17 protein-coding genes are annotated in these 19,583 nt (G+C 69.6%); 3 read left to right on the top strand and 14 right to left on the bottom strand.

Features of this window, described 5'->3' with window-relative positions; translation table 11 throughout:
* Positions 1-51: 51 nt before the first annotated feature.
* Positions 52-1,056: a MerR family transcriptional regulator gene (locus BJ981_RS03675; protein WP_184608313.1), complete on the top strand. Its 1,005-nt coding sequence runs from the start codon at positions 52-54 to the stop codon at positions 1,054-1,056.
* 271 nt (positions 1,057-1,327) lie between these two features.
* On the top strand, positions 1,328-2,587 hold the full coding sequence (locus BJ981_RS03670) for an MFS transporter (RefSeq protein WP_184608312.1): 1,260 nt from the start codon (positions 1,328-1,330) through the stop codon (positions 2,585-2,587).
* Here BJ981_RS03670 and BJ981_RS03665 read toward each other — a convergent pair.
* The 11 genes from BJ981_RS03665 to BJ981_RS03615 form a co-directional block, all read right to left on the bottom strand.
* Positions 2,569-3,294, bottom strand: a complete 726-nt coding sequence (locus BJ981_RS03665; protein ID WP_184608311.1) for a sulfotransferase-like domain-containing protein — start codon at positions 3,292-3,294, stop codon at positions 2,569-2,571. The genes BJ981_RS03670 and BJ981_RS03665 overlap by 19 nt on opposite strands.
* Positions 3,291-4,169 (bottom strand): class I SAM-dependent methyltransferase, encoded by an 879-nt coding sequence (locus BJ981_RS03660; RefSeq protein ID WP_184608310.1) that lies wholly within the window; start codon positions 4,167-4,169, stop codon positions 3,291-3,293. Before BJ981_RS03660 ends, BJ981_RS03665 begins: the two co-directional genes overlap by 4 nt.
* Positions 4,170-4,257: 88 nt before the next feature.
* Complete coding sequence (gene egtD, locus BJ981_RS03655) at positions 4,258-5,202, bottom strand: L-histidine N(alpha)-methyltransferase (RefSeq protein WP_184608309.1); 945 nt, start codon at positions 5,200-5,202, stop codon at positions 4,258-4,260.
* Between the two features lie 455 nt (positions 5,203-5,657).
* Positions 5,658-6,878, bottom strand: coding sequence for a hypothetical protein (locus BJ981_RS03650; protein WP_184608308.1), 1,221 nt, complete (start codon positions 6,876-6,878; stop codon positions 5,658-5,660).
* A gap of 11 nt (positions 6,879-6,889) precedes the next feature.
* Positions 6,890-8,362: an alkaline phosphatase D family protein gene (locus BJ981_RS03645; protein WP_239139751.1), complete on the bottom strand. Its 1,473-nt coding sequence runs from the start codon at positions 8,360-8,362 to the stop codon at positions 6,890-6,892.
* A gap of 722 nt (positions 8,363-9,084) precedes the next feature.
* Positions 9,085-9,582, bottom strand: a complete 498-nt coding sequence (locus BJ981_RS03640; RefSeq protein ID WP_184608306.1) for a MarR family winged helix-turn-helix transcriptional regulator — start codon at positions 9,580-9,582, stop codon at positions 9,085-9,087.
* Positions 9,583-9,619: 37 nt separating this feature from the next.
* Positions 9,620-11,182: an amidohydrolase gene (locus BJ981_RS03635; RefSeq protein ID WP_239139752.1), complete on the bottom strand. Its 1,563-nt coding sequence runs from the start codon at positions 11,180-11,182 to the stop codon at positions 9,620-9,622.
* A 1-nt stretch (position 11,183) separates the two neighbouring features.
* Positions 11,184-11,867: an ABC transporter ATP-binding protein gene (locus BJ981_RS03630; protein WP_184608304.1), complete on the bottom strand. Its 684-nt coding sequence runs from the start codon at positions 11,865-11,867 to the stop codon at positions 11,184-11,186.
* A gap of 15 nt (positions 11,868-11,882) precedes the next feature.
* Entirely contained in the window at positions 11,883-13,790 is a 1,908-nt protein-coding gene (locus tag BJ981_RS03625; protein WP_184608303.1) for a branched-chain amino acid ABC transporter ATP-binding protein/permease, read from the bottom strand.
* A complete protein-coding gene (locus BJ981_RS03620; RefSeq protein ID WP_184608302.1) occupies positions 13,777-14,634 on the bottom strand; it encodes a branched-chain amino acid ABC transporter permease in 858 nt (285 codons plus the stop codon). The genes BJ981_RS03625 and BJ981_RS03620 overlap by 14 nt, the downstream gene beginning before the upstream one ends.
* On the bottom strand, positions 14,634-15,833 hold the full coding sequence (locus tag BJ981_RS03615) for an ABC transporter substrate-binding protein (RefSeq protein WP_184608301.1): 1,200 nt from the start codon (positions 15,831-15,833) through the stop codon (positions 14,634-14,636). The genes BJ981_RS03620 and BJ981_RS03615 overlap by 1 nt, the downstream gene beginning before the upstream one ends.
* A gap of 97 nt (positions 15,834-15,930) precedes the next feature.
* On the opposite strand from BJ981_RS03615, the gene BJ981_RS03610 reads away from it, so the two are divergent.
* Complete coding sequence (locus BJ981_RS03610) at positions 15,931-16,866, top strand: TIGR03619 family F420-dependent LLM class oxidoreductase (RefSeq protein ID WP_204070729.1); 936 nt, start codon at positions 15,931-15,933, stop codon at positions 16,864-16,866.
* Positions 16,867-16,920: 54 nt separating this feature from the next.
* On the opposite strand, the gene BJ981_RS03605 is transcribed toward BJ981_RS03610, so the two are convergent.
* From BJ981_RS03605 to BJ981_RS03595, 3 genes are read right to left on the bottom strand one after another with little or no spacing between them, the layout of a single operon-like run.
* Complete coding sequence (locus tag BJ981_RS03605; RefSeq protein WP_184615573.1) at positions 16,921-17,670, bottom strand: amino acid ABC transporter ATP-binding protein; 750 nt, start codon at positions 17,668-17,670, stop codon at positions 16,921-16,923.
* A 29-nt stretch (positions 17,671-17,699) separates the two neighbouring features.
* Complete coding sequence (locus BJ981_RS03600; RefSeq protein ID WP_311745315.1) at positions 17,700-18,608, bottom strand: amino acid ABC transporter permease; 909 nt, start codon at positions 18,606-18,608, stop codon at positions 17,700-17,702.
* Positions 18,609-18,610: 2 nt separating this feature from the next.
* The gene (locus BJ981_RS03595) at positions 18,611-19,573 is read right to left on the bottom strand and encodes an ABC transporter substrate-binding protein (protein ID WP_184608299.1); all 963 of its coding nucleotides are present in this window, start codon (positions 19,571-19,573) and stop codon (positions 18,611-18,613) included.
* Positions 19,574-19,583: the final 10 nt, after the last annotated feature.

The following is a 19,583-nucleotide window of genomic DNA, read 5'->3' as shown; positions in this document are numbered from 1 at the left end:
CGGCATGACCGGCCGGTTCTCGGCGCGACCGGCCAGGAGGGGAGATGGACGGTGCTGATCGGCGAGGTGGCGCGGCGGTCCGGGGTCAGCGCGCGGATGCTCAGGCATTACGACGCGCTTGGGCTGGTGCGGCCGACCGGTCGTACCGAGGGCGGCTATCGGGAGTATTCCGGCGAGGACATTCAGCGGATCTTCCATATCGAGAGCCTGCGGTCGTTGGGGCTGTCACTGCGTGAAGTGGGGCGTGCGCTGGACGAATCCGGCTTCACGCCCTCGGAGCTCGTCGCCGACCTCATCCGCCGGACGAGAGAACGCATCGCGGCCGAGACGGAGCTGCTCACCCGGCTTCGGAGGATCGGCGCCGCGGAACCCGCCGGCTGGGAGGACGTCCTCCAGATCATCGCACTCCTCCAAGGCCTGGGATCGGAGAGCGCGGGCAGGCGTCAGCGCGCGGCGTTGTCCTCGGTCGGAGAGGTTTCCGTGCCGGTGGAAGCCTTGGTCGAGGCGGCGTTGAGTGAGACGGACCCGAACGTCGCCGGAGCCCTTCGATGGGCTCTGGCGCAGTCGGGCGATGGAGGATTGGCGTTGCTGGCGCAGGGTCTCGGCTCACCGGCGGCGGAGGTGCGGAAACGTGCCGTCCAGTCCATCGCCGAGATCCCGGACGGTGCGGCGACCGCGCTGCTGCGGGACGCCCTCACGAACGCCGACCTCGTGGTCCGCAGGTATGCGGCTCTGGCGCTCGGGGGACGGGGAGTGGCCGACGCGGTCCCGACGCTCGTCGACATGATCGTCGACGGGGCGAACGACGCCGATGCGGCCGATGCCCTGAGCGCGCTGGCGCATGATCCCGCGTTGGCGGACCAGATCGCCACCAGGCTCGTCCACCGCCTCGGCGATGGCGCCATAGAACCGTCCGCACGCCGACGGCTGACGCAGGCGCTCGCGGACGTCCCGGGGACCACGACGTCACGTGCCCTCGCGGATCTGTCACATGACGAAGACCGCGCCGTCGCGCTCACCGCGACGTACATTCTCAAGCTCCGCGACGCACGATGACGGAGCACGCCCAGGACGTCGTCAGGCTCGGCGGCCCGCCGGGCGGTCGGCGACGGATGGAGTCCGGGCCCGTCCACGAAGCCCGCGCCGCCGTCGGGGACGGCGAGGGTGCGGGCAATAAGCCATTTATGTCATGTGAACAGACACGCATGGATTATTTGGGAATGGGCATAGCGGTTTTCATGTGGAAGACACGTTCTCGTTGACCAGGCGCCATCACCCTCCTGTCCGGTGCGGTGGATGTTCCGACAAGAGCTGATAACATCAGTCGATGCGTTATTTGCGGCGAAAGGTCAGCAAAGAACGATCCGCTGAGAAAACGATGACCCCTGCGCTCTGGTCGGTCATTGTCGTGACCCTGCTCGGGTACGTGGGCACGGCGATGCCCTATCCGGTGTTCGCCCCTTTGTTCCTGGGGACGGATTCGGCGATCGCGCGGTCCGGCGTGCTGAGTCCGACCATGCTCTTCGCCCTGCTCGTGGCCGTTTATCCGTTGGGAACGCTCATCGGGAGCTTCTATCTCGGGCAGTTGTCCGATCGTGTGGGACGAAGAAAGGTCATCCTCTCCACCCTGATCGTGGGCGTGTTCACCAACGCGCTCGCCGGATACGCGATCCTCGCCGAGAACTACGGGTTGCTGTTCCTCGCGCGATTTCTCACAGGTGTCTGCGAAGGCAATATCAGTGTGGCGAGGGCGGTGGTGGCCGACCTTGATCTCGGGGCCGGTAAAGCGGTGGCCTTCGGCTACCTGAGTTCGGCCGGCTACGCGGGCTACCTGACGGGGCCGCTGCTCGGCGGATTCCTGTCACACCTGCACTTCGCCACGCCGTTCTTCCTCGCGGCGGGCCTGTGCGTGCTGGCCGCCGTCGCGTGCAGGGCCTCCATGCCAGAGACCCGGTTCCGGGTCGAGGAGACCCCTCGGCGGGGTTCGGTGTCGATCTGGAGGGCTCCCGGCCTGGTGGTGGCCCTCGCCATCCAGTTCTTCATCACGTTCACGATAAACATCTATCACGAGTTCTTTCCGGCGCTGATGGTGGAGAAGTGGAATGCGACGCCCGAGCAGATCGGCTATGCGACCATTGTCGCGACCGCCACGATGATCACCCTGAGCGTGGTCGGCATGCGGCCGATCCTGCGCAGGTGGAACACGGGGCAGTTGTACTTCTGCAGCATGCTGATGCTCGGTTTCAGCATCGCGCTCTTCGTGGTCCCGGACCGGCTGCTTGCCCTTTATCCGGTCTTCGTGGTGTTCGGTGTCTCGCTGGCCATATTCAACAGCAGCTCCAACGCGTGGCTGTCCGATGCGTACGCGTACGTCGAGCAGGGCAGGCTGATGGGCGTCATCGCGTCGATGTTCTTTCTCTCGAACATCGCCGCCGCCATGCTGGGCGGTGTCATCGCCGACCGCTCGATCGCACTGCTCATGGTTCTGGGCGGCATCATCGCGGTCACCGCCGGACTCACCTTCAGGGTCGCCCGCTCGTATCGGGGAGTGAGTGGGAGCGGGGCCGATCAGACGGTGATCGAATAACGGTTCATCTCCGCATAGTGTGGCAGTGCGTCCGCTATCATCTTCTCCACATGAGCGGGCAGGTCGACGGAGCGCGGTTCGGGCGGCGGTTTGAATATGCCGGAGCTCTTCAGCGCCTCGGCGTGCCATTCCTCCCACTGTTTCCACTCGGGAATCACCTTCCCGGTCCGCCACGTGGTCGTGTCCTGGAAGGGGATTCCCGCAAGGCGGCAGTAGGACTCGAGGGTCTCCTTCGGGTGACGCCGGAAGGTATCGCCGTTGACCACGATCGGGGTCGTCCCATACTTGTCCCGCACCAGGTCGAAGATGTCCTTGACGCACGCGAAGCCGGTCTCTTCGGAAGTGGCGTCGGGCATGAGCTTGTAGAGGGACGGTATCGAGACCCGGGGGTCGCGGATGATGAAGGTGTGGGTGAAGTCCGCCCAGAAGTCCGCCTCGAAGACGCCCCGCATGTGGAAGGCGATCTCCTTCAGGAAGAGGATGGGCCGGCCGGTCATCCGCCCGATGCTCCGCTTGATGTGCTCGTACTCGTACTCCGGCTTCGGCGCGACGGTCCCGTCGTACCGTGGGCTGGCCCGGTGGCTGCTGTAGTAGTGCGCGGGCATGAAGATCTCGTGTGCGACGGTGGTGTCGTCCCTCTCCAGGAAGACACGCTCGAAGGCCGTGCCCACGGCCCTGGGGATGGCCCACAAGGCGATCTTCTTCATCGGACCTCCCTCGCCGTCGTTCGAGAGAACGAGATCAGGCTCATCTCCTGCCGGAAGCGCCACGCCGACCGTGCGGGGTCGAACGCCTCGTCGAGGTAGGGCGCGAAGGCGGCGTGCCGTCGCCACTCGTCGAAGGTGAGCCGGACCGGGCGCAGGGAGATCTGGTTCAGATAGGTGGCGAGCGTCTGCGGCTCGGCCGCGTCGATCCAGTGGTCGAAATCGCAGTCGACGGTCGCCACCGTGAAGGGGGTCGGTCCCGTCAGCTCCGACAGAACCTCCTCCGCGGTCAGGTAGGGCTGGATCCGCTCGTGACCCGTTTCCTCCAGGTAGAGGTCGAACAGGGCCATGTAGGCCGACCGCTTCTTCGGCAGATAAATGAAACACGTGCCGTCGGGGGTGAGCAGCGACGCCAGCGTGCTCAGCACTTCGCGCAGGCGTTCACGCGGCACGGTGTAGAGGGAATGCATACACCAGATGATCTCGTAGGCGCCGAGCCACGACTCCGGCCGGAAGTCCTCGATACCGCTGTTGAGCGAGTGTCTCGCCCTGAAGGGGGGCGGCAGATTCTTCCGATGCTCGGTGAGCGAATAGGACGACGGGTCCAGGGTGTCGTAGTCGAATACCACGTGTGGTGGGAAGGAGACCTTCTCGTGGAGTCGGCGCGGGAAGTATCCGATTCCGCACCCGCAGTCGAGAATGGCGGCGGAGGCTTTTCCGCGATGCGCGTCGAGGACCTTCGCCCAGTCGAAGCCGGCGATGACCCTGTCGTAGTCGGGTAACTCGGCGATCTTCGCCCATCGCTCGTGGTCCAGCGCGCCCGCACGGTAGTAGTCGTTGCTGCGACGGGTGATCTCGCTCTGCGACGATCGGGTCATCTGCCAACCTCCGGGGGTGGTCCAGGGACGGGGGCGTGCCGAATGAGCCGGGGCGTGACGGATCGAGGTGTCTGACGACCACCCGGGCTCAGTTGGGCTGCGCCAGGACGAGGGAGAAGTCACTGCGCGGGTCGGTCCAGAACTCGCGGAGCGTGAAGCCCGCCGTGGCCAGTCCCTCCTCCAGGCATGTCCTGCGGAACTTGGTGGAGATCTCCGTACGAACCTCCTCGCCGTCGGTGAAATGAACCGTGATGCCCAGGCGGTCGATGCGCACGTCCTGCTTGGCCAGCGAGCGCAGACGCATCTCGATCCACTCGTTGGCCGGGTCCCAGAGAGCCACGTGCGCGAACGCCTCGGGCACGAAGTCGGCGTCGAGCCGCTGGTTGATGACCCGGAGCACGTTGCGGTTGAACTCGGCCGTCACGCCCAGCGCGTCGTCGTAGGCACGCACGAGCCGGTCCTGGTCCTTGACGAGGTCGGCGCCGAGCAGCAGGAAGTCACCCGAGTCCAGGATCTTCCTGACGTCGGCCAGGAACCGGTGCCGCTCGGACGGGAACATGTTGCCGATCGTGCTGCCGAGGAACGCGACGACCTTGCGCGGGCCGCGGGGTAACAACTCCAGGTGACGTTCGTAGTCGGCGACGACCGGGTGAACGGCCACCTCCGGGTGCTCCGCGGCGATCGTCGCCGCGGCCTCGCCCAGATAGTCGCCGCTCACGTCCACGGGAACGTAGCGCTCCAGTCGCAGGGCGCCGAGCAGGAGCCGGGTCTTCTCGCAGGAGCCCGCACCGAGCTCGACCAGCGTCCGCGCCTGGGTCACCCGGGCGATGTTGTCGGCCCGCTCGATGAGGATCTCGCGCTCGCACCGGGTCGGGTAGTACTCGTCAAGCCGGGTGATCTCGTCGAACAACTCGCTGCCGCGCTCGTCGTAGAACCATTTGGGCGGCAGGGTCTTGGGCTCGGAGGTCAGCCCGAGCGCGACATCCCTGCGAAGTGCCTCGTGGAGATCATTGTCCTGCAGATAGACGTGCATAACGCTCCTTGACGACTGGGCTGGAACACGACGCCATGGCGAAGGTGAACAGGAGTCGAATCGGAATCTGCGCGGTGAGCCGGACGAATTAGTCGAATCGAGCTCGCGGTGCCGGTGCCGGAGCGGGACGCGCATTGGCGCGGCTTCCATTGCTAGCACGATGTGATCAAACGATTCAAGGGACGACGGCGTGACCGGTTATTTACACAGAGTCAAATGCATTAGTCGACCTGGGGGTGTCGAATGATATTCGCGGGTGAGTGACATAGGTCTCACCCTTCGTTTTCGGTCCTCCGATTCCAATTTTTGATCGTTCCGTTCTACGGGAGCGCCCGGCCGGGAGGAATTATCCATTTCCCAGGCGGGAATTGAGGGTAATTGAAGACCGGCCGCTCTGGCCCGGCACACGAAGGCCCCTTGCCGTCATGGCAAGGGGCCTCCGTGGCGGGACAGGGTCAGCGCAAGTCTTCCCAGGTGCTGTTGACCAGGCCGGTGCCGAGGTAGACCTGGTCGAAGCCGTTGCCGTCGTTGTCATCGGTGTAGATCAGGGTGATCAGGCCCCACGGGTCGACGGCCAGGGCGGGTTCGTCCTGGCGGCCCGTGGTGGTGGTGTTGGCGCGCAGGCGGGGTTGGCGGCCGGTGGCGGAGCCGTCGGGGTTGAGGCCCTGGACGTAGATGTCGGAGGCCTCGGTCCAGTTCACGACCGCGGCACGCTGGTCGTCGATGCCGACCTGCGGGTCGGCGCCCGGCACGAAGGTGTCCACGGTGGAGCCGGCGGCGCCGGTGGCGGTGAACGACCGGACGCCGATCTGCGGGGCGCCGGTGTGGTCGGTTTCCCAGCCGACGACGAAGTCGCCGTTGAAGTTCGCCGCCACGGACGGGTGCCGCTGCTGGCCGGCGGTGGTCACGTTGGCCACGGCCTGGGCCAGCTTGACGCCACCGGCGGGGGTGAAGATCTTGCGCGCCACGTTGAACGCGCCGTTGGCGTCGCCGTCCTCGTCCCAGACCACGATCGCGTTCTGGGCGGCGCCCATGGCGACGTCCGGGCGCTGGTGGGTGCCGCCGGTGGCGTGCACCTGCGCCTCGTAGGTCTTCGAGGTGATCGAGGCGAAGCCCGAGAGCCGCACGGTCGGCGCGGACGTGCCCTGCTTGTCCTCGAACGCGACCGCGAATCCGGGGCCGTCGGGGTCGGCCGCGACCGCCGGGGCGATCTGCTGGCCGGCCGAGTCGGCGTTGGCCGTGGCGGACCCGGTGACGGTGCCCGCGGTGTTCAGGGCGCGGACGGCGATCTGGAAGTAGCCGTTGCCGTCGCCGTCGTCGGCCCAGACCACGACGAGCGTGCCGTCCTCGTGCAGCGCCACGTCGGGCTGCACGTGCCGCCAGTTCCCGGTGCCGCCCGCCGACAGCTTCTTCTCGAACAGCGACACCCCGTCCTGGTACAGCCGCACGAAGATCTCGCTGTGCAGGGGATCGTCGGGGTTGGTGGTGTCGCGGTCGTCCTCCCAGACGACGGCGGTGTAGCCGGTGCGGACGGCCGCGACCGCGGCGTCGTCCTGGTCGCCGGTGGACGCGCTGTTGGCCACGGTCCAGGTGATGGCGCCGTCGGCGTGCGCCATGCCGGTGAGGGCGAGGGCGCCCGCGAGGGTCAGCGCGATGATCGTCATGAGGCGGCGCATGGTTCTCCCGTTCACGGCGTCCGCAACCCGGGGCTGCCGGCCTGGATCACGTAACTCTGGACTGTCTTGATCGGGTAGTCGCGGACGGTCACCCTGTCCAGGGCGCGGAAGTCCACGGTCATCTGGGTCGGCGTGGTGACGGTGCGCACGTAGCCGCGGAGGTTCTTGTAGAACTTCACGTGGGGGTTCAGGCTGGACAGGCCGTTGTCCGCCGCGTTGCCGTCGCCGGTGGAGGTGATCGACGTGGTGACCAGCTCGGTGCCGATGATCCGGTTCTGCGTGGTGTAGTCGGCCATCAGGTTGCTGGCCCAGTGGCGGTGCACGTCGCCGGTGAGCACGACCGTGCTCGTGTTGCCCCGCGCCTCCCAGCCCTGCTGGATCCTGCCGCGGTTGGCGGTGTAGCCGTCCCAGGCGTCCATGCTCTTGGAACCGTCGGCGGCCGCGAGCCGCTGCGCGAAGAACACCTGCTGCCCGATCAGGTCCCAGGTGCCCAGGTGCTGGCCCATGCCGTCCAGCAGCCATGCCTCCTGGGCCGCGCCGGTGATCGTGCGGGCCGGGTCGTCGGCGGCGGGGCAGAGCTTCGTACCGTCACCGCACGCCTGGTCGTCGCGGTACTGGCGGGTGTCGAGCATGTGGAAGGTGGCCAGGCCGCCCCACCGTATCCGGCGGTAGAGCCGCAGGTTCTCGGCGACGGGCGCCTGTGCGGCGCGGAGCGGCATGTGCTCGTAGTACGCCTGGTACGCCGCGGCGCGCCGGGCCCGGAAGTCACCGGCGGGGGAGCTGTCGGCGCGGACCAGGTTGGCGTAGTTGTTCTCCACCTCGTGGTCGTCCCACACCACGAGCCACGGCGCGGCCGCGTGCGCGGCCTGCAGGTCGGTGTCGCGTTTGTACAGCGCGTGCCGCACGCGGTAGTTCGCGAGGGTGGTGATCTCGGTCGACGGCGAGTGGGTCCGCACCGCGTCGGCGCCGGCGCCGCCCTCGTAGATGTAGTCGCCCAGGTGCAGGATGAGGTCCGGGTTCTCCTCGGCCATCCTGCGGTAGGCGGTGAAGTAGCCCGCCTCGTAGTGCGAGCACGACGCGAACAGCATGGTCATCGCCGGGGAGGTCCCCACCGCGGGCGCGGTCCTGGCGCGCCCGGCCTGCGAGATGTGGCCCTCCGCGCGGAACCGGTACCAGTACTCGCGGCCCGGCTGCAGCCCGTTCACCTCGACGTGGACGCTGTGCGCGGAGGCCTGCACCGCGGTGACGGAACCGGTGCGGGCCAGTTGGGTGAAGTACTGGTCGTTGGACACCTGCCACTCGACGGTGACGGGGGAGCTGGACATGCCGCCGAGGCCGTTGGCGTTGAGCGGGCTCGGGGCCAGGCGCGTCCATATGACGAAGCCGTCCGAGGCGGGGTCACCGGAGGCGACGCCCAGGGTGAAGGGGTAGGCCAGGGCCAGGGCGGGCCCCGCGTTGAGGGCGACCGCGCCGGCGCCGGCCAACCCGCCGATGAGGAAAGTCCGTCGATGTAAATGAGTCACGCACAGTTCGTACGTGTCATTTCTCGTTAACCCAATAACCGCACAAAGTGTTCACTGAGATGTTTGTTCCCGCCAGAACGGCGGCCATCCCCGTGTAAGAATCGTATAGACTGTTCACTGAGATGTTTTTTCAATAAAAAACGGCGGTTGTCCCTACTTAAGTCCAGATGGGAACGGCGAATCGCCCTTACGGGAAGATCATCGGCAGCGTAAATCCGTGGTATGCGGCGAATTGCGGTCTTTGGTCCGGGCGATACCCGGATCGGCCTGAATGGGGCGTTCTGTGGGCCGGACGAGGAGAATCCGCTGGTGAGCGGGGGGTTGGGCGCGGGGCGGCCGAGCGGCCGGTCACGGCAGACCTGGCCGTCGCCGGCGAATCCGGGGAATGAATATCCTGGGGCGGCGCGGTGACTTTCTGGGTGGATGGAGTCCGATTCCGTAGATCTCACCGGTGCGGTATTGACCGCGTTCATGGACGTCAATGGGTGGTGGAAGACGGTCGCGGATTTAAACGTTCCAAGCAGACGTGAAGGGCGTTGAGTGACGGGGAGCCGATTTTCGGCCGGCTTGTGAAGCGCGGCCCGGGGCTCGATTCCCGCGTCGACTCCCAGGCCCCTGCGTCGTATGTCAGCAGGGGCCTTCTTCACGCGTTCCGGCGACAGGGACGGATCCCGAGCAACCGGTCAGCCGTTCTCCAGGTGTTCCACGATTCGCTTGAGCGAGGTGGCGAGGTCACGGCGGCGTTCACTGTCGAGTTCCTTCACCACGAACGCCTCCTGCCGGTTGAACTGCGGGAACAGCTCCCGCATCAGCCGCTCCCCGGTCGCGGTGAGCGCCAGCGTCACGCGCCGGCCGTCCGTGGGATGGGGGGAACGCCGCAGGTGCCGGTAGGACTCCAGCGTCTTGACCACGCCCGTGAGCGTGCCCTTGGAGATGCCCGCCTCGGCCGCGACGTGGCGGGGCTCGCTCTCGCCCCAGATCCACACCACCCACATCACCACGAATCCGGTCCAGGTCAGGCCGGTGTCCCGCAGCACGGTCTGCTCCAGGTGGTTGCGGATCGCCGAGGAGGCGCGGTAGATGTTCGACACCGCCCACATGGCCTCGGAATCGACGTTCAGGCCGCCCAGCCGCTGGCCGATCGCCTCCTCGGTCTGGCGCAACGTGTGGTGTCCCGTCATGACGCGGAAGGGTGAGCCGGCAGTGAACGATCGCGGTTCAAGGACGGGACCACACGATCCGGCCGTCGAACACGGTCAGCTCGACCGGCGCCGCGACGACGTCCGCGGCGTCCGTCGCGCCGCTCACGCACAGGTCGGCCACCTTGCCCTCGCTGATCGTGCCCTTCCACGTCTCGGCGAAGTCCTGCCGGGCCGCGGCGACCGTGTACGTGGCCAGCGCCTCCTCCAGCGTGATCCCCTCGCCGTCCCGCGCCACTAGCGCGGCCACGCCCGCCCGCCAGTCCGGGCCGGTCACCGGGGCGTCGGAGCTGCACGCGGTCAGCACGCCCGCGTCGATGGCCGACCTGGCCGGCCATTCCCGCTCGGCCGCCTCGGCCCCGAACATGTCCCGCGTCGTGCCGGACTCCATGGCCTGCAGCACCGGCTGCAGGTTGATCCCGTAGCCCAGCTCGCCGAGCGTGGCCAGGGCGGACTTGGAGGCGAACTGGCCGTGGATCACGTAGTGCCTGGCGTCCGGCCTCGGATGTTCGCGGGCGATCGTCGCCAGCGCGTCGACCACGGCGTCGATGCCCCGGCTGCCCACCACGTGCACGCCCGCCTGGAGCCCGGCCACGTGCACCAGGCGCAGGATCTCGTCCAGCTCGGCCACCTGCTCGGTTTCCGTCGCGCCGTGCGTGCACAGCGAGCCGTGCCCGCCCGAGGGGTACGCCTCGCGCATCCACGCGGTCTCCGTCGGCGGGATGCCGTCGGCGAACACCTTCACGCCGAGCAGGCGCAGGACCCGTTCGTCCACTCCGTCCAGGTCCTTGGGCAGGTCGGCGAGGTACGCCTGGGTGTCGGCCACGGACGCGCCGGACATGGGGCTGGGCAGGCCGAGCACGCTCACCCGCGCGGTCAGCTCGCCCGCCCGCGCCAGTTCCGCGTACGCCGAGAGCACCCCGGCGCCCATCCCGCCCGCGAACGTCGACCCGCCGCCGGGCCCGAGCCCCGGCTCGGTGAAGCTGGTGATGCCGTAGGCGTTCAGCTCGGCCAGCACGCCGCGGAGCACCTGCGCCAGGCCGCCCGCGGGCGGCGGCACCAAGCCCTGCACCAGCCCCTGCTCGCCGTGGTGCAGCAACCCGTCGCCGTCCAGCCCGGCCAGTTCCAGCGCCTTGGAGTTCACCCAGGTGGTGTGGCCGGAGAAGTCCTGCAGCACCACGGGGTGGTGCGGCGCCACGTCGTCCAGATCGGCCTTGCCCGGCATGCGGTGCTCGGCCAGGACGCCGGGGTTCCAGCCGGTCCCGCGGATCCACTCGCCCGGCCCGGCCTGCCGTACCGCCTCGGCGACCTTCTCCCGCGCCTCGGAGATCGAGCCGACCGCGACGTTCAGGCACAACGGGGGGCTGAGCAAGGCGTAGCCGCACGCGTGCAGGTGCGAGTCGTTGATGCCCGGCAGCACGACGCGGCCGCGCAGGTCCACCACCTCGGCGCCGGTCCAGCCGGCGGCGTCGCCGACGTGCACGATCTTCCCGTCGCGCACCGCCACGCCCGTCGCGTGCGGCCGCGCCGGGTCCATCGTGACCACGCGCCCGTTGACCAGTACCAGATCTGCCCTGTTCACGTTACGAATCATCTCCCAGATATGCGCGCTTCAGCGCGGCGTCGGACTCGCGCAGCGGCGCGGGGTCGCCGCCGTACGTGATGGTTCCGTGTGCCATCACGTAGGCCGTGTCGGCCAGGGCCAGCGCCGCGTGCGCGAACTGCTCTACCAGTAGTACCGCGCAGCCCTCGTCGGCCAGCCGCCTGATCACCGGGAGCAGGCGGCGCACGATGCCCGGGGCGAGGCCCAGGGACATCTCGTCGAGCAGCAGCGCGGCGGGGCCGGTCAGGATGGCCCTGGCCAGCACGAGCATCTGCTGCTCGCCGCCGGACAGCAGCCCCGCCCGCACGTCGAGGCGCCGCTCCAGCTCGGGGAACAGCTCCACGGCCCGCGCGGGATCGCCGACCAGCGTGATGTTCTCGCGGGTGGTGAGGGTGCCGAACACGGCACGGCCCTGCTCGACGTGCGCCAGCCCGTACCGGGCCCGGCGGGTGCGCGGCCACTTGGTGAGCACCTGGCCGCCCAGCTCGATCTCGCCCTTGACGGCCGGGACGACGCCCGAGACGGCTTCGAGCAACGTCGTCTTGCCCGCGCCGTTCGGCCCGAGCAGGACCGTGACCCGGCCTTCGCCGGCGGTCAGCGTCACGTCCCTGACGACCGGCTGGCCGCCCCTGGCCACGGTGAGGTCCCGCAACTGGAGATCCATAGGGTCTTCCTCCGGTCAGGTCGTGGGCTCTTGGCCCAGGTAGGCCCGCTGGACCCGGGGCTCGGCGAACACCTCGGCCGGTGGCCCCGCGGCGATCACCTCGCCGAAGTCCAGCACGGTCACGCCCGAGCACGCCGCCCTGACCAGGTCGAGGTCGTGCTCGATGAGCAGCACCGACGTGCCGTATCTGGCGGGCACCTGCCGCAGCCACGCGCCGAGGCGCTCGCTCTCCGAGTGCCCGAGCCCGGCGGCCGGTTCGTCCAGGACGGCGACGGCGGGGCGGGCCAGCAGTGTGCCCGCCACCTCGAGCAGCCGCCGCGTGCCCACGTCCAGCGCCGCGATCGGGTCGCCCGGCGCCACCGCGGCCAGCCCGGCCAGCCCGTCGGCCAGCTCGGCGTCGCCGAGGGGGCGGCGGGCGGCGAAGCGCAGGTACTCGCGCACGGTCAGCCCCACGGGCACCCGGTCCTGCTGGAACGTCCTGCGCAGCCCGGCCCTGGCGCGCCGGTGCACGGCCAGCCCGGACACGTCCACGCCGCCGACCTCCACCGTGCCGCCGCCCGCGGGGACGAAGCCGCTGATCGCGTCCACGAGGGACGACTTTCCCGCGCCGTTCGGCCCGACCAGGCCGTGAACCTCTCCGGCGGGCACGGTGAGCGCGACGTCGTTCACCGCGACCACCTGCCCGTACCGCACGCTCACCCCGGCGATCCGCAACGCGTCCGCCCTGCCGGACCCGGCCGTCTCCGCGCGCGTCTCCGAAGACGACGGCGCGGCCGGCGGCGGTGACGAGGGCGACGGCGCGGCCGAGGGGGACGGTGTCGCGGCGGGGGAGTCGGCGGGGGCGGCGGAGCCCGCGGAATCCGGCGAGCCGGAGCCGGTGCGGGGACGGCGCCGGCGGTGGAGCACCGCGCGCAGGCCGTCGCTCATGCCCGACCCCTGCGTCATCGCCTGCACCGCGCCGACCGCGAACACCACGTTCGCCCACTGCTGCGGCACGTCGAACCGCCGCAGCAGTTCGGCCACCACCACCCCCAGCGCCCCTCCGATGAGCGCTCCCTCGGCGAGGTGGGCCCCCGCCATGATCGCCACCGCGTACGCGACCAGCGACTGGCCGGGGTCGAAGTTCCGTGACACCACCATCGCGAGCTGCCCGGCGAGCAACGCGCCCGAGAGGCCCGCGATGAACGCGCTGACCGCGAAGGCGCTCAGCTTGGCCCCGGGCACGCTGGTCCCGGCCGCCGCCGTGGCCCGTTCGGACTCCCGCAGCGCCCGCCACGAGGCCCCGAGCCGGGTGCGCCGCACCAGCGCCAGCGCCACGGCGACCAGCGCGAACACCCCGCAGCAGAACAGGAAGTACTGCCGGTCCGAGCCGAGCCCGGCGGGCCGGCCCACCACGATGCCCTGGCTGACCCCGGGGAAGGAGTTGGCGGCCATGACGATGTCCACGGTGGCGGCGAAGCCCAGCGTGATGATCGCCAGGTGGACGCCGCGCAGCCGCAGCGCGGGCAGGCCGATCAGCAGGCCGAACGGCACGGCGGCCAGGCCCGCGAGGGGCAGCCACACGTACAGGCCGCCGGGCACGCCCCACACGTTGAGCTGGGCCGTGGTCCAGGCGCCGATGGCGGCGAAGGCCATCTGGCACAGCGAGACCATTCCCGCCTGCCCGGCCACGACTCCGAGGCTCTGCAGCAGCACGCCCGAGATCACCGCCGACATGGCGAGGAAGACCCAGTAGACCGGGAGCCCGGCGGCCAGCGCGTAGGCGAGCACCGCCAGCACGACCGCGGCGGCGCTCCACCGCACGACGCCGCGCGCCGCGAAGGCACGGACGCCGCCCTGCGCGGCGCGAGGCGCCAGGTCGTCACCGTGGTCGATGCCGGCCGCCGCGGGCCGCGGGGTCGTCGATTCGTCAGCGGGACGCATCCCACACCTCCCGGCGCCGGCTCCACACGAGAATGAGCAGGATGGCCACGAACGGCACCACGTCCCGGTACTGCTGCACCACCGCCGACCCCGCGAGCACGCCCTCCAGCAGCCCGAGCGCGATGCCGCCCGCCAGCGCTCCGTCGAGGCGGCGCAGCCCGCCGACCAGGGCGGCCGCGCACGAGGGCACGATGAGCATGCTGAGCGACAGGATGTCGCTGGACCGCACCGGCGCCACCAGCAGCAGCACCAGCGCCGACAGCGCCCCCGCCAGCGCCCACACGGTGATCGTGAGCGCGCGGGTGCCGATGCCCAGCAGTTCGGTGGTGACGGGCCGCTCGGCCATGGCCCGAAGGCGCAGCCCGAGCGGCGTCCGGGTGAGGAGCAGGGACGTGCCCGCGCCGATCACGACGGCCAGCAGGATGAGCACGACGGCCCCCTGGGTGACCACCACGCCGGCGACGGTGGCGACCCGCCCGGCGGCCGGGTTGGGCAGCACGCGCGGTTCGTCCCCGAACGCGATGTAGGCGAGCGCGATGATGCCGATGAGCTGCGCGATCGACACCGCCGTGCGGGTCTGCGGCCCGCTCTCGGCGAACCACCGCGTCATCACCAGGCCGCACCCGGCCGACACCAGCGCTCCGGCGGCCGTCCCCGCCAGGGCCGCGGCCCAGTACGGCCATCCGGCCCCGGCGAGCGCGGCCATCACGTACACGCCGGCCACGCCCGTGGCCGCGATGGCCAGGTTCACGGTCGCGGTCAGCCGGTACATGGCGGTGAGCAGGAGGCCGAGGGCGGCGAACGTGCCGCCCGCGGCCAGCCCGGAGACCAGGCCCTGGAACATCAGCCGAGCGTCCCGGGGTACTTGACCCAGTCGGACGTGACGACCTGCCACTGCCCGCCCTTGAGCTGCACGATCTTCCCGGCCCGGTTGGACATGTGCTTGGCGGCCTGCCCGAACTCGTACGGGGTGCCGGTCATCGGCGTCTGGATCGGCTGGAGCGCCTTGAACGCCGCCGCGACCGACTGCCGGGTGATCGGGCCCTTGATGCTCTTCAGGACGTCCACGAAGTAGGTGGCCGCCAGGTAGCCGCCCTGGCCGAAGGAGGTGAGGGGCACGTTCTTGGCGGTCATCAGCGTGCGCCAGTCCTTGAGCGCGGCCGAGTCGGGGTCCGTGAACGGCTCGAACTCGGCGTTGGCGTACATGCCGTCACCGTCGGCGCCCAGCGCCTTGCCCACGGCCTCGGTGTACGGGGCGGTGGTCATGAGCCAGTCGATGCCGGTGATGTCCTGCTGCTTGACGACCTTCATCCAGGCGATCGCCATCGGCTCGGTGCCGTTGTACAGGACGGCCTGGCAGCCCTCCTTCCTGGCCCGCAGCACGAACGGCGTCGGGTCGGAGTCCGGCTTGACGGTCCGGTCGTCGACCGTGAGCTTCTTGCCGGTGAGGCCGGTCCAGCTCTTGACGGCCCCGCCGTAGGCGTCGTTGGTGTTGCCGAGGATCGCCAGGAACATGCAGACCTTGTCCCGCTTGAGCACCTCGGAGGCGTAGTAGAGGTTGATGGCCATGTTCAGGTAGGGCCCGGTGTTCACGGGAGAGATCGCCGGCGACTCGAAGCAGGTCGGGTCCACGCCGGTGCCCTGGATGGAGACGATGTTCGACTGCTGGTAGAAGGGCGCGTTGACGGCGCAGTCGAGCAGGCTGGCCGAGCCGACCAGCGCCACCACGCCCTGGTTGGTGACCACGTCCCTGGCGGCCTGGGCGGCCGCGGCGGGGTCGCCCTTGTCGTCGGCGCTGACGTACTCGATCTTCTGGCCGTTGACGCCGCCCTGCTCGTTGACCCGGTCGAATACCGCCTTGGCGGCGGCGGAGGAGTCCGGGAACGTGACGGCCCCGCTCAGCGAGCTGACACCGCCCACCTTGATCGTGCCGGTGCCGCCGGTGGCGCCGGGGGAGGCGTCCGTGGGCTCGTCGGACAGGCCGCATCCGGTGGCGGCGAGGGAGACGGCGAGCAGGACGGCGAGTGCCCTCTTCGGAATCATGGGCGAGCCTCTCTGAGAATGGTGGGGGGATCGTAAGGCTCCAAACGACCCGTTTCAAGAGCTCGATTGATAAAGATCGTTCGGGTATGAAGGCAAGATGGAACAACCCCGCATGCAACTCGTGCTGTCCGAGAACTGGACGATGACCTCCGGCCGTGACCTGACCACGCTGGTCCGATGGGCGCGTGAGGCCGAGGACGCCGGGTTCGACTCGGTCATGATCAGCGAGCACATCGTGCTCGGCCCCGACGCGGGCGCACGGGGGCGGATGGCCAACCCGCGCGAGTACGCGCTGCCCGGCAACCAGGACCCCTACACGCCCTGGCCGTACTCGCTGAGCCTGCTGGCCGCCATCGCATCGGTCACCTCCACGCTGCGCCTGTCCGCCACCGCGGTGCTCGCGCCGCTGCGGCACCCGCTCGCGCTGGCCCGCGAACTCGGCACGCTCGACCTGCTGTCGGAGGGGCGGCTGATCGTGCTGCCCACCGTGAGCTGGAGCAGGGACGAGTACGCGGCGCTCGGCGTGCCGTTCGAGCGCCGCGGCCGGCTGCTCGACGAGCACCTGGAGATCTGGGAACTGTTGTGGCGGGGCTCACCGGCGTCTTATCACGGAGAGTACTACCGCTTCGACGAGGTGTACTTCGAGCCGAAGGGGTACCGGGAGAGCGGCCCGGTGTTGTGGTTCGGCGGCGCCGGAGCGAGCGAGCACCTGGTGCGCAGGCTGGCGCGGTGGGGGAGCGGCTTCAACCCGCTCGGCTACCCGCCGGAGGCGGACATGAAGGCGCTGGCCGAGGGCATGAAGGCGGCCGGACGCGACTTCGGCGAGCTGGAACTCGCCGGCGGCACCCGGGCGGTGTTCCCCGACGGCACGTCGTGCGCGCCGCTCGGGCCGGCGCTGGAGCACATCCCGGCGCGCATGGCCGAGGGCTACACGACGTTCTGCATCAAGCCCTCGCAGTTCACCGACGATCCCGACAAGGTGGGGGACTTCTGCCGCGAGGTGATCCGCCGGGTCGCCGCGCTGACGTCGTGAGGGCGCCTCCGCGTGGCCGGTCCCCTTCCGGTCACGCGGAGGTGGCGCCCCTGTTCACCCGTGCGGCGTGGAGCGTGACGCGACGCTGGACAGGAAGGCCTTGGTGCGTTCGTGCCGGGGGGCCGCCAGGAGCTCGCGGGGCCGGCCCTGTTCGACGACCACGCCGTCGGAGAAGAAGGTCAGCCGGTCGCCGACCTCCCGGGCGAAGCCGATCTCGTGGGTCACCACGACCATCGTCATCCCGTCGGCGGCCAGTGCCTTCATGACCTCCAGGACCTCGTCCACCAGCTCGGGGTCCAGCGCGGAGGTCGGCTCGTCGAACAGCATCAGCGCCGGGTTCATGGCCAGCGCCCTGGCGATCGCCACCCGCTGCTGCTGCCCGCCGGAGAGCTGGTGGGGCCGCTTGTGCGCGTGGTCGGCCAGGCCCACCCGGTCGAGGTGCTCCATGGCCACCGTCCGCGCCCGGTCCGCCGGGGTGCCGAGGACGTGGACGGGACCGCAGGCGACGTTCTCCGCCGCGCTCTGGTGGGCGAACAGGTTGAAGCGCTGGAACACCATGCCGATGTTCCTGCGGAAGGCGGCGAACTCTTTGGGCGTCCAGGGGTGGTACTTCCCGTCGCGCAGCGCGTGGCCGACCTCCTCGCCGAGCACCCGCAGGCTGCCGCCGAGCACCGGCTCCAGGCCGTTGATGCAGCGCAGGAACGTGGACTTGCCCGACCCGGAGGGGCCGATGACGCAGCTCACCTCGCCGGAGGCCACGGTGAAGTCCACGCCGTTGAGGACCTGCACGTCGCCGTAGCTCATCCGGACGCCCGAGGCGCTCACGACGGCGTTCACGCGGCCACCTTCGGCATGAACCTGGCGGCCAGGCCGCCGCCGCGGACCAGCCGTACGGCCTCGGCGCCGAAGCGGCGTTCCAGCCTGCTCTGCAGGAAGGTGGCCACGGCGGTCATGAGCATGTACCACAGGCTGGCCACGATCAGCAGCTCCATGATCAGATTGTTGGCCTTGTAGATCTGGCTGGCGTTGGTCATCAGGTCGTGCCCGGCCACCACGTAGACCAGCGAGGTGGTCTTCAGCATGGAGATGAACTCGTTGCCGGTCGGCGGGATGATGATGCGCAGCGCCTGCGGCAGCACGATCACCCGCATCCTCTTGGCCGGGGTCATGCCCAGCGCGTACGCCGCCTCGGTCTGGCCGTGGTCGACGGCCTGGATGCCGGCGCGCACGGTCTCGGCGAAGTAGGCCGCGAGGTTCAGCCCGAGCCCCAGCATGGCCGAGGTGAAGCCGGTCATCACCTCGTTGGTGTCCCATTTGAGGCCGATGCTGGTGAACGGGATCTTGAGCACCAGTTCCGGGAACAGGAAGGCGAGGTTGTACCAGAAGATGAGCTGCACGAGCACCGGCGTGCCGCGGAAGAACCAGATGTAGAACGTGGCCAGCTTGCTCAGCACCGGGTTGTGCGACAGCCGCATGATGGCGATCAGCACGCCGAGCACCAGCCCGAGCACGGTCGCCAGCACCGAGATCTCGATGGTGACCCAGACCCCGTCGAGGATGCGGCCGTTGAACAGGTACTCGGCGACCTTGCCCCAGTTCAGGTGGGGGTTGACCACGAGCAGGTAGACCAGCCAGCCCACGACCGCCAGCGCGACGGCCCCGGCCAGCCAGCGGCCCCAGTGCCAGGTGCGTACGACGGGGACGGGCGTCCCCGACGCGCCGGTGATCGGTTCGGTGCGCACGGTCACTTACCGCCGTTGACCACGGCGGACTGGACGGCCAGCTTCTCCAGGTTCCAGGCCTTGAGCAGCTTGGCGTACTCGCCGCTCTGGATGAGCGAGTCGAGCGCGCCCTTCACGGAGTCGATCAGCACCTTGTTGTCGGGCTTCATCCCGATTCCCCACGGGCTCTCGGTGCCGTCCAGCGGGACGGCGTCGACCGCGAGCTTGGGGTCGGCGGCCTTGCTCGCGGCCACCACGAAGTCGGTGATGCTCGCCTGCGCGCGGCCGCCGGTGACCTGGAGCAGCGCCTCCTGGTCACCGGGGAACTTCAGCACGTTGACGCTCTTGCCGCCGCTCTTCTCGCAGTCGGCGGCGTAGCCCTCGGCCAGTTCCATCGAGGAGCCGTTGTCGACGACGGAGACCGTCTTGCCGCACAGGTCCTTCGGCCCGGCGATGCCGGCCGGGTTGCCCGACTTGACCAGCATTCCCGCGCCGGCCTGCACGTAGTCGACGAAGGTGACCTGGCCCTGGCGCTCGGGGGTGTCGGTCATGGAGGAGATGACGAAGTCGTAGCGGCCGGTGAGCACACCGGGGATCTGGGAGTTGAACTCCTCGTCGGTGATGGTGACCTTGACGCCGAGCTTCCTGGCGATGGCCCTGGCCAGGGCCGGGTCGAAGCCGATCGCCGTCGTGCCGTCGCTGGCGAACAGCTCCATCGGCGGGTACCCCATGGAGGAGACGACCTTGAGGACGCCGGACTTCAGGCTCGGCGCCGCCTTGGCCGCGAGGTCCTTGTCCGGGGTGATGGCGTTGATGACGTCGGCCGCCTTCTCCTCGGCGGGAGCCTGGTCGAGGACGACCTCCGCCGGCGCGGCCGAGCCGGTCCCGGCGGTGGCGTTGTCGTCGTCCAGGGACTGGCCGCCGCAGGCGGCGGTGGCGGCCAGGAGCGCGCCGGCGGCGAGCGTGGTGAGGATCCGGGTGTTCAACGGGGGCTCC

It is taken from the genome of Sphaerisporangium krabiense, from assembly GCF_014200435.1.
GTDB classification, from domain to species: Bacteria; Actinomycetota; Actinomycetes; order Streptosporangiales; family Streptosporangiaceae; genus Sphaerisporangium; species Sphaerisporangium krabiense.
The sequence above is the reverse complement of the archived record's forward strand: the minus strand, read 5'-3'. Positions and strand labels throughout refer to the sequence as shown.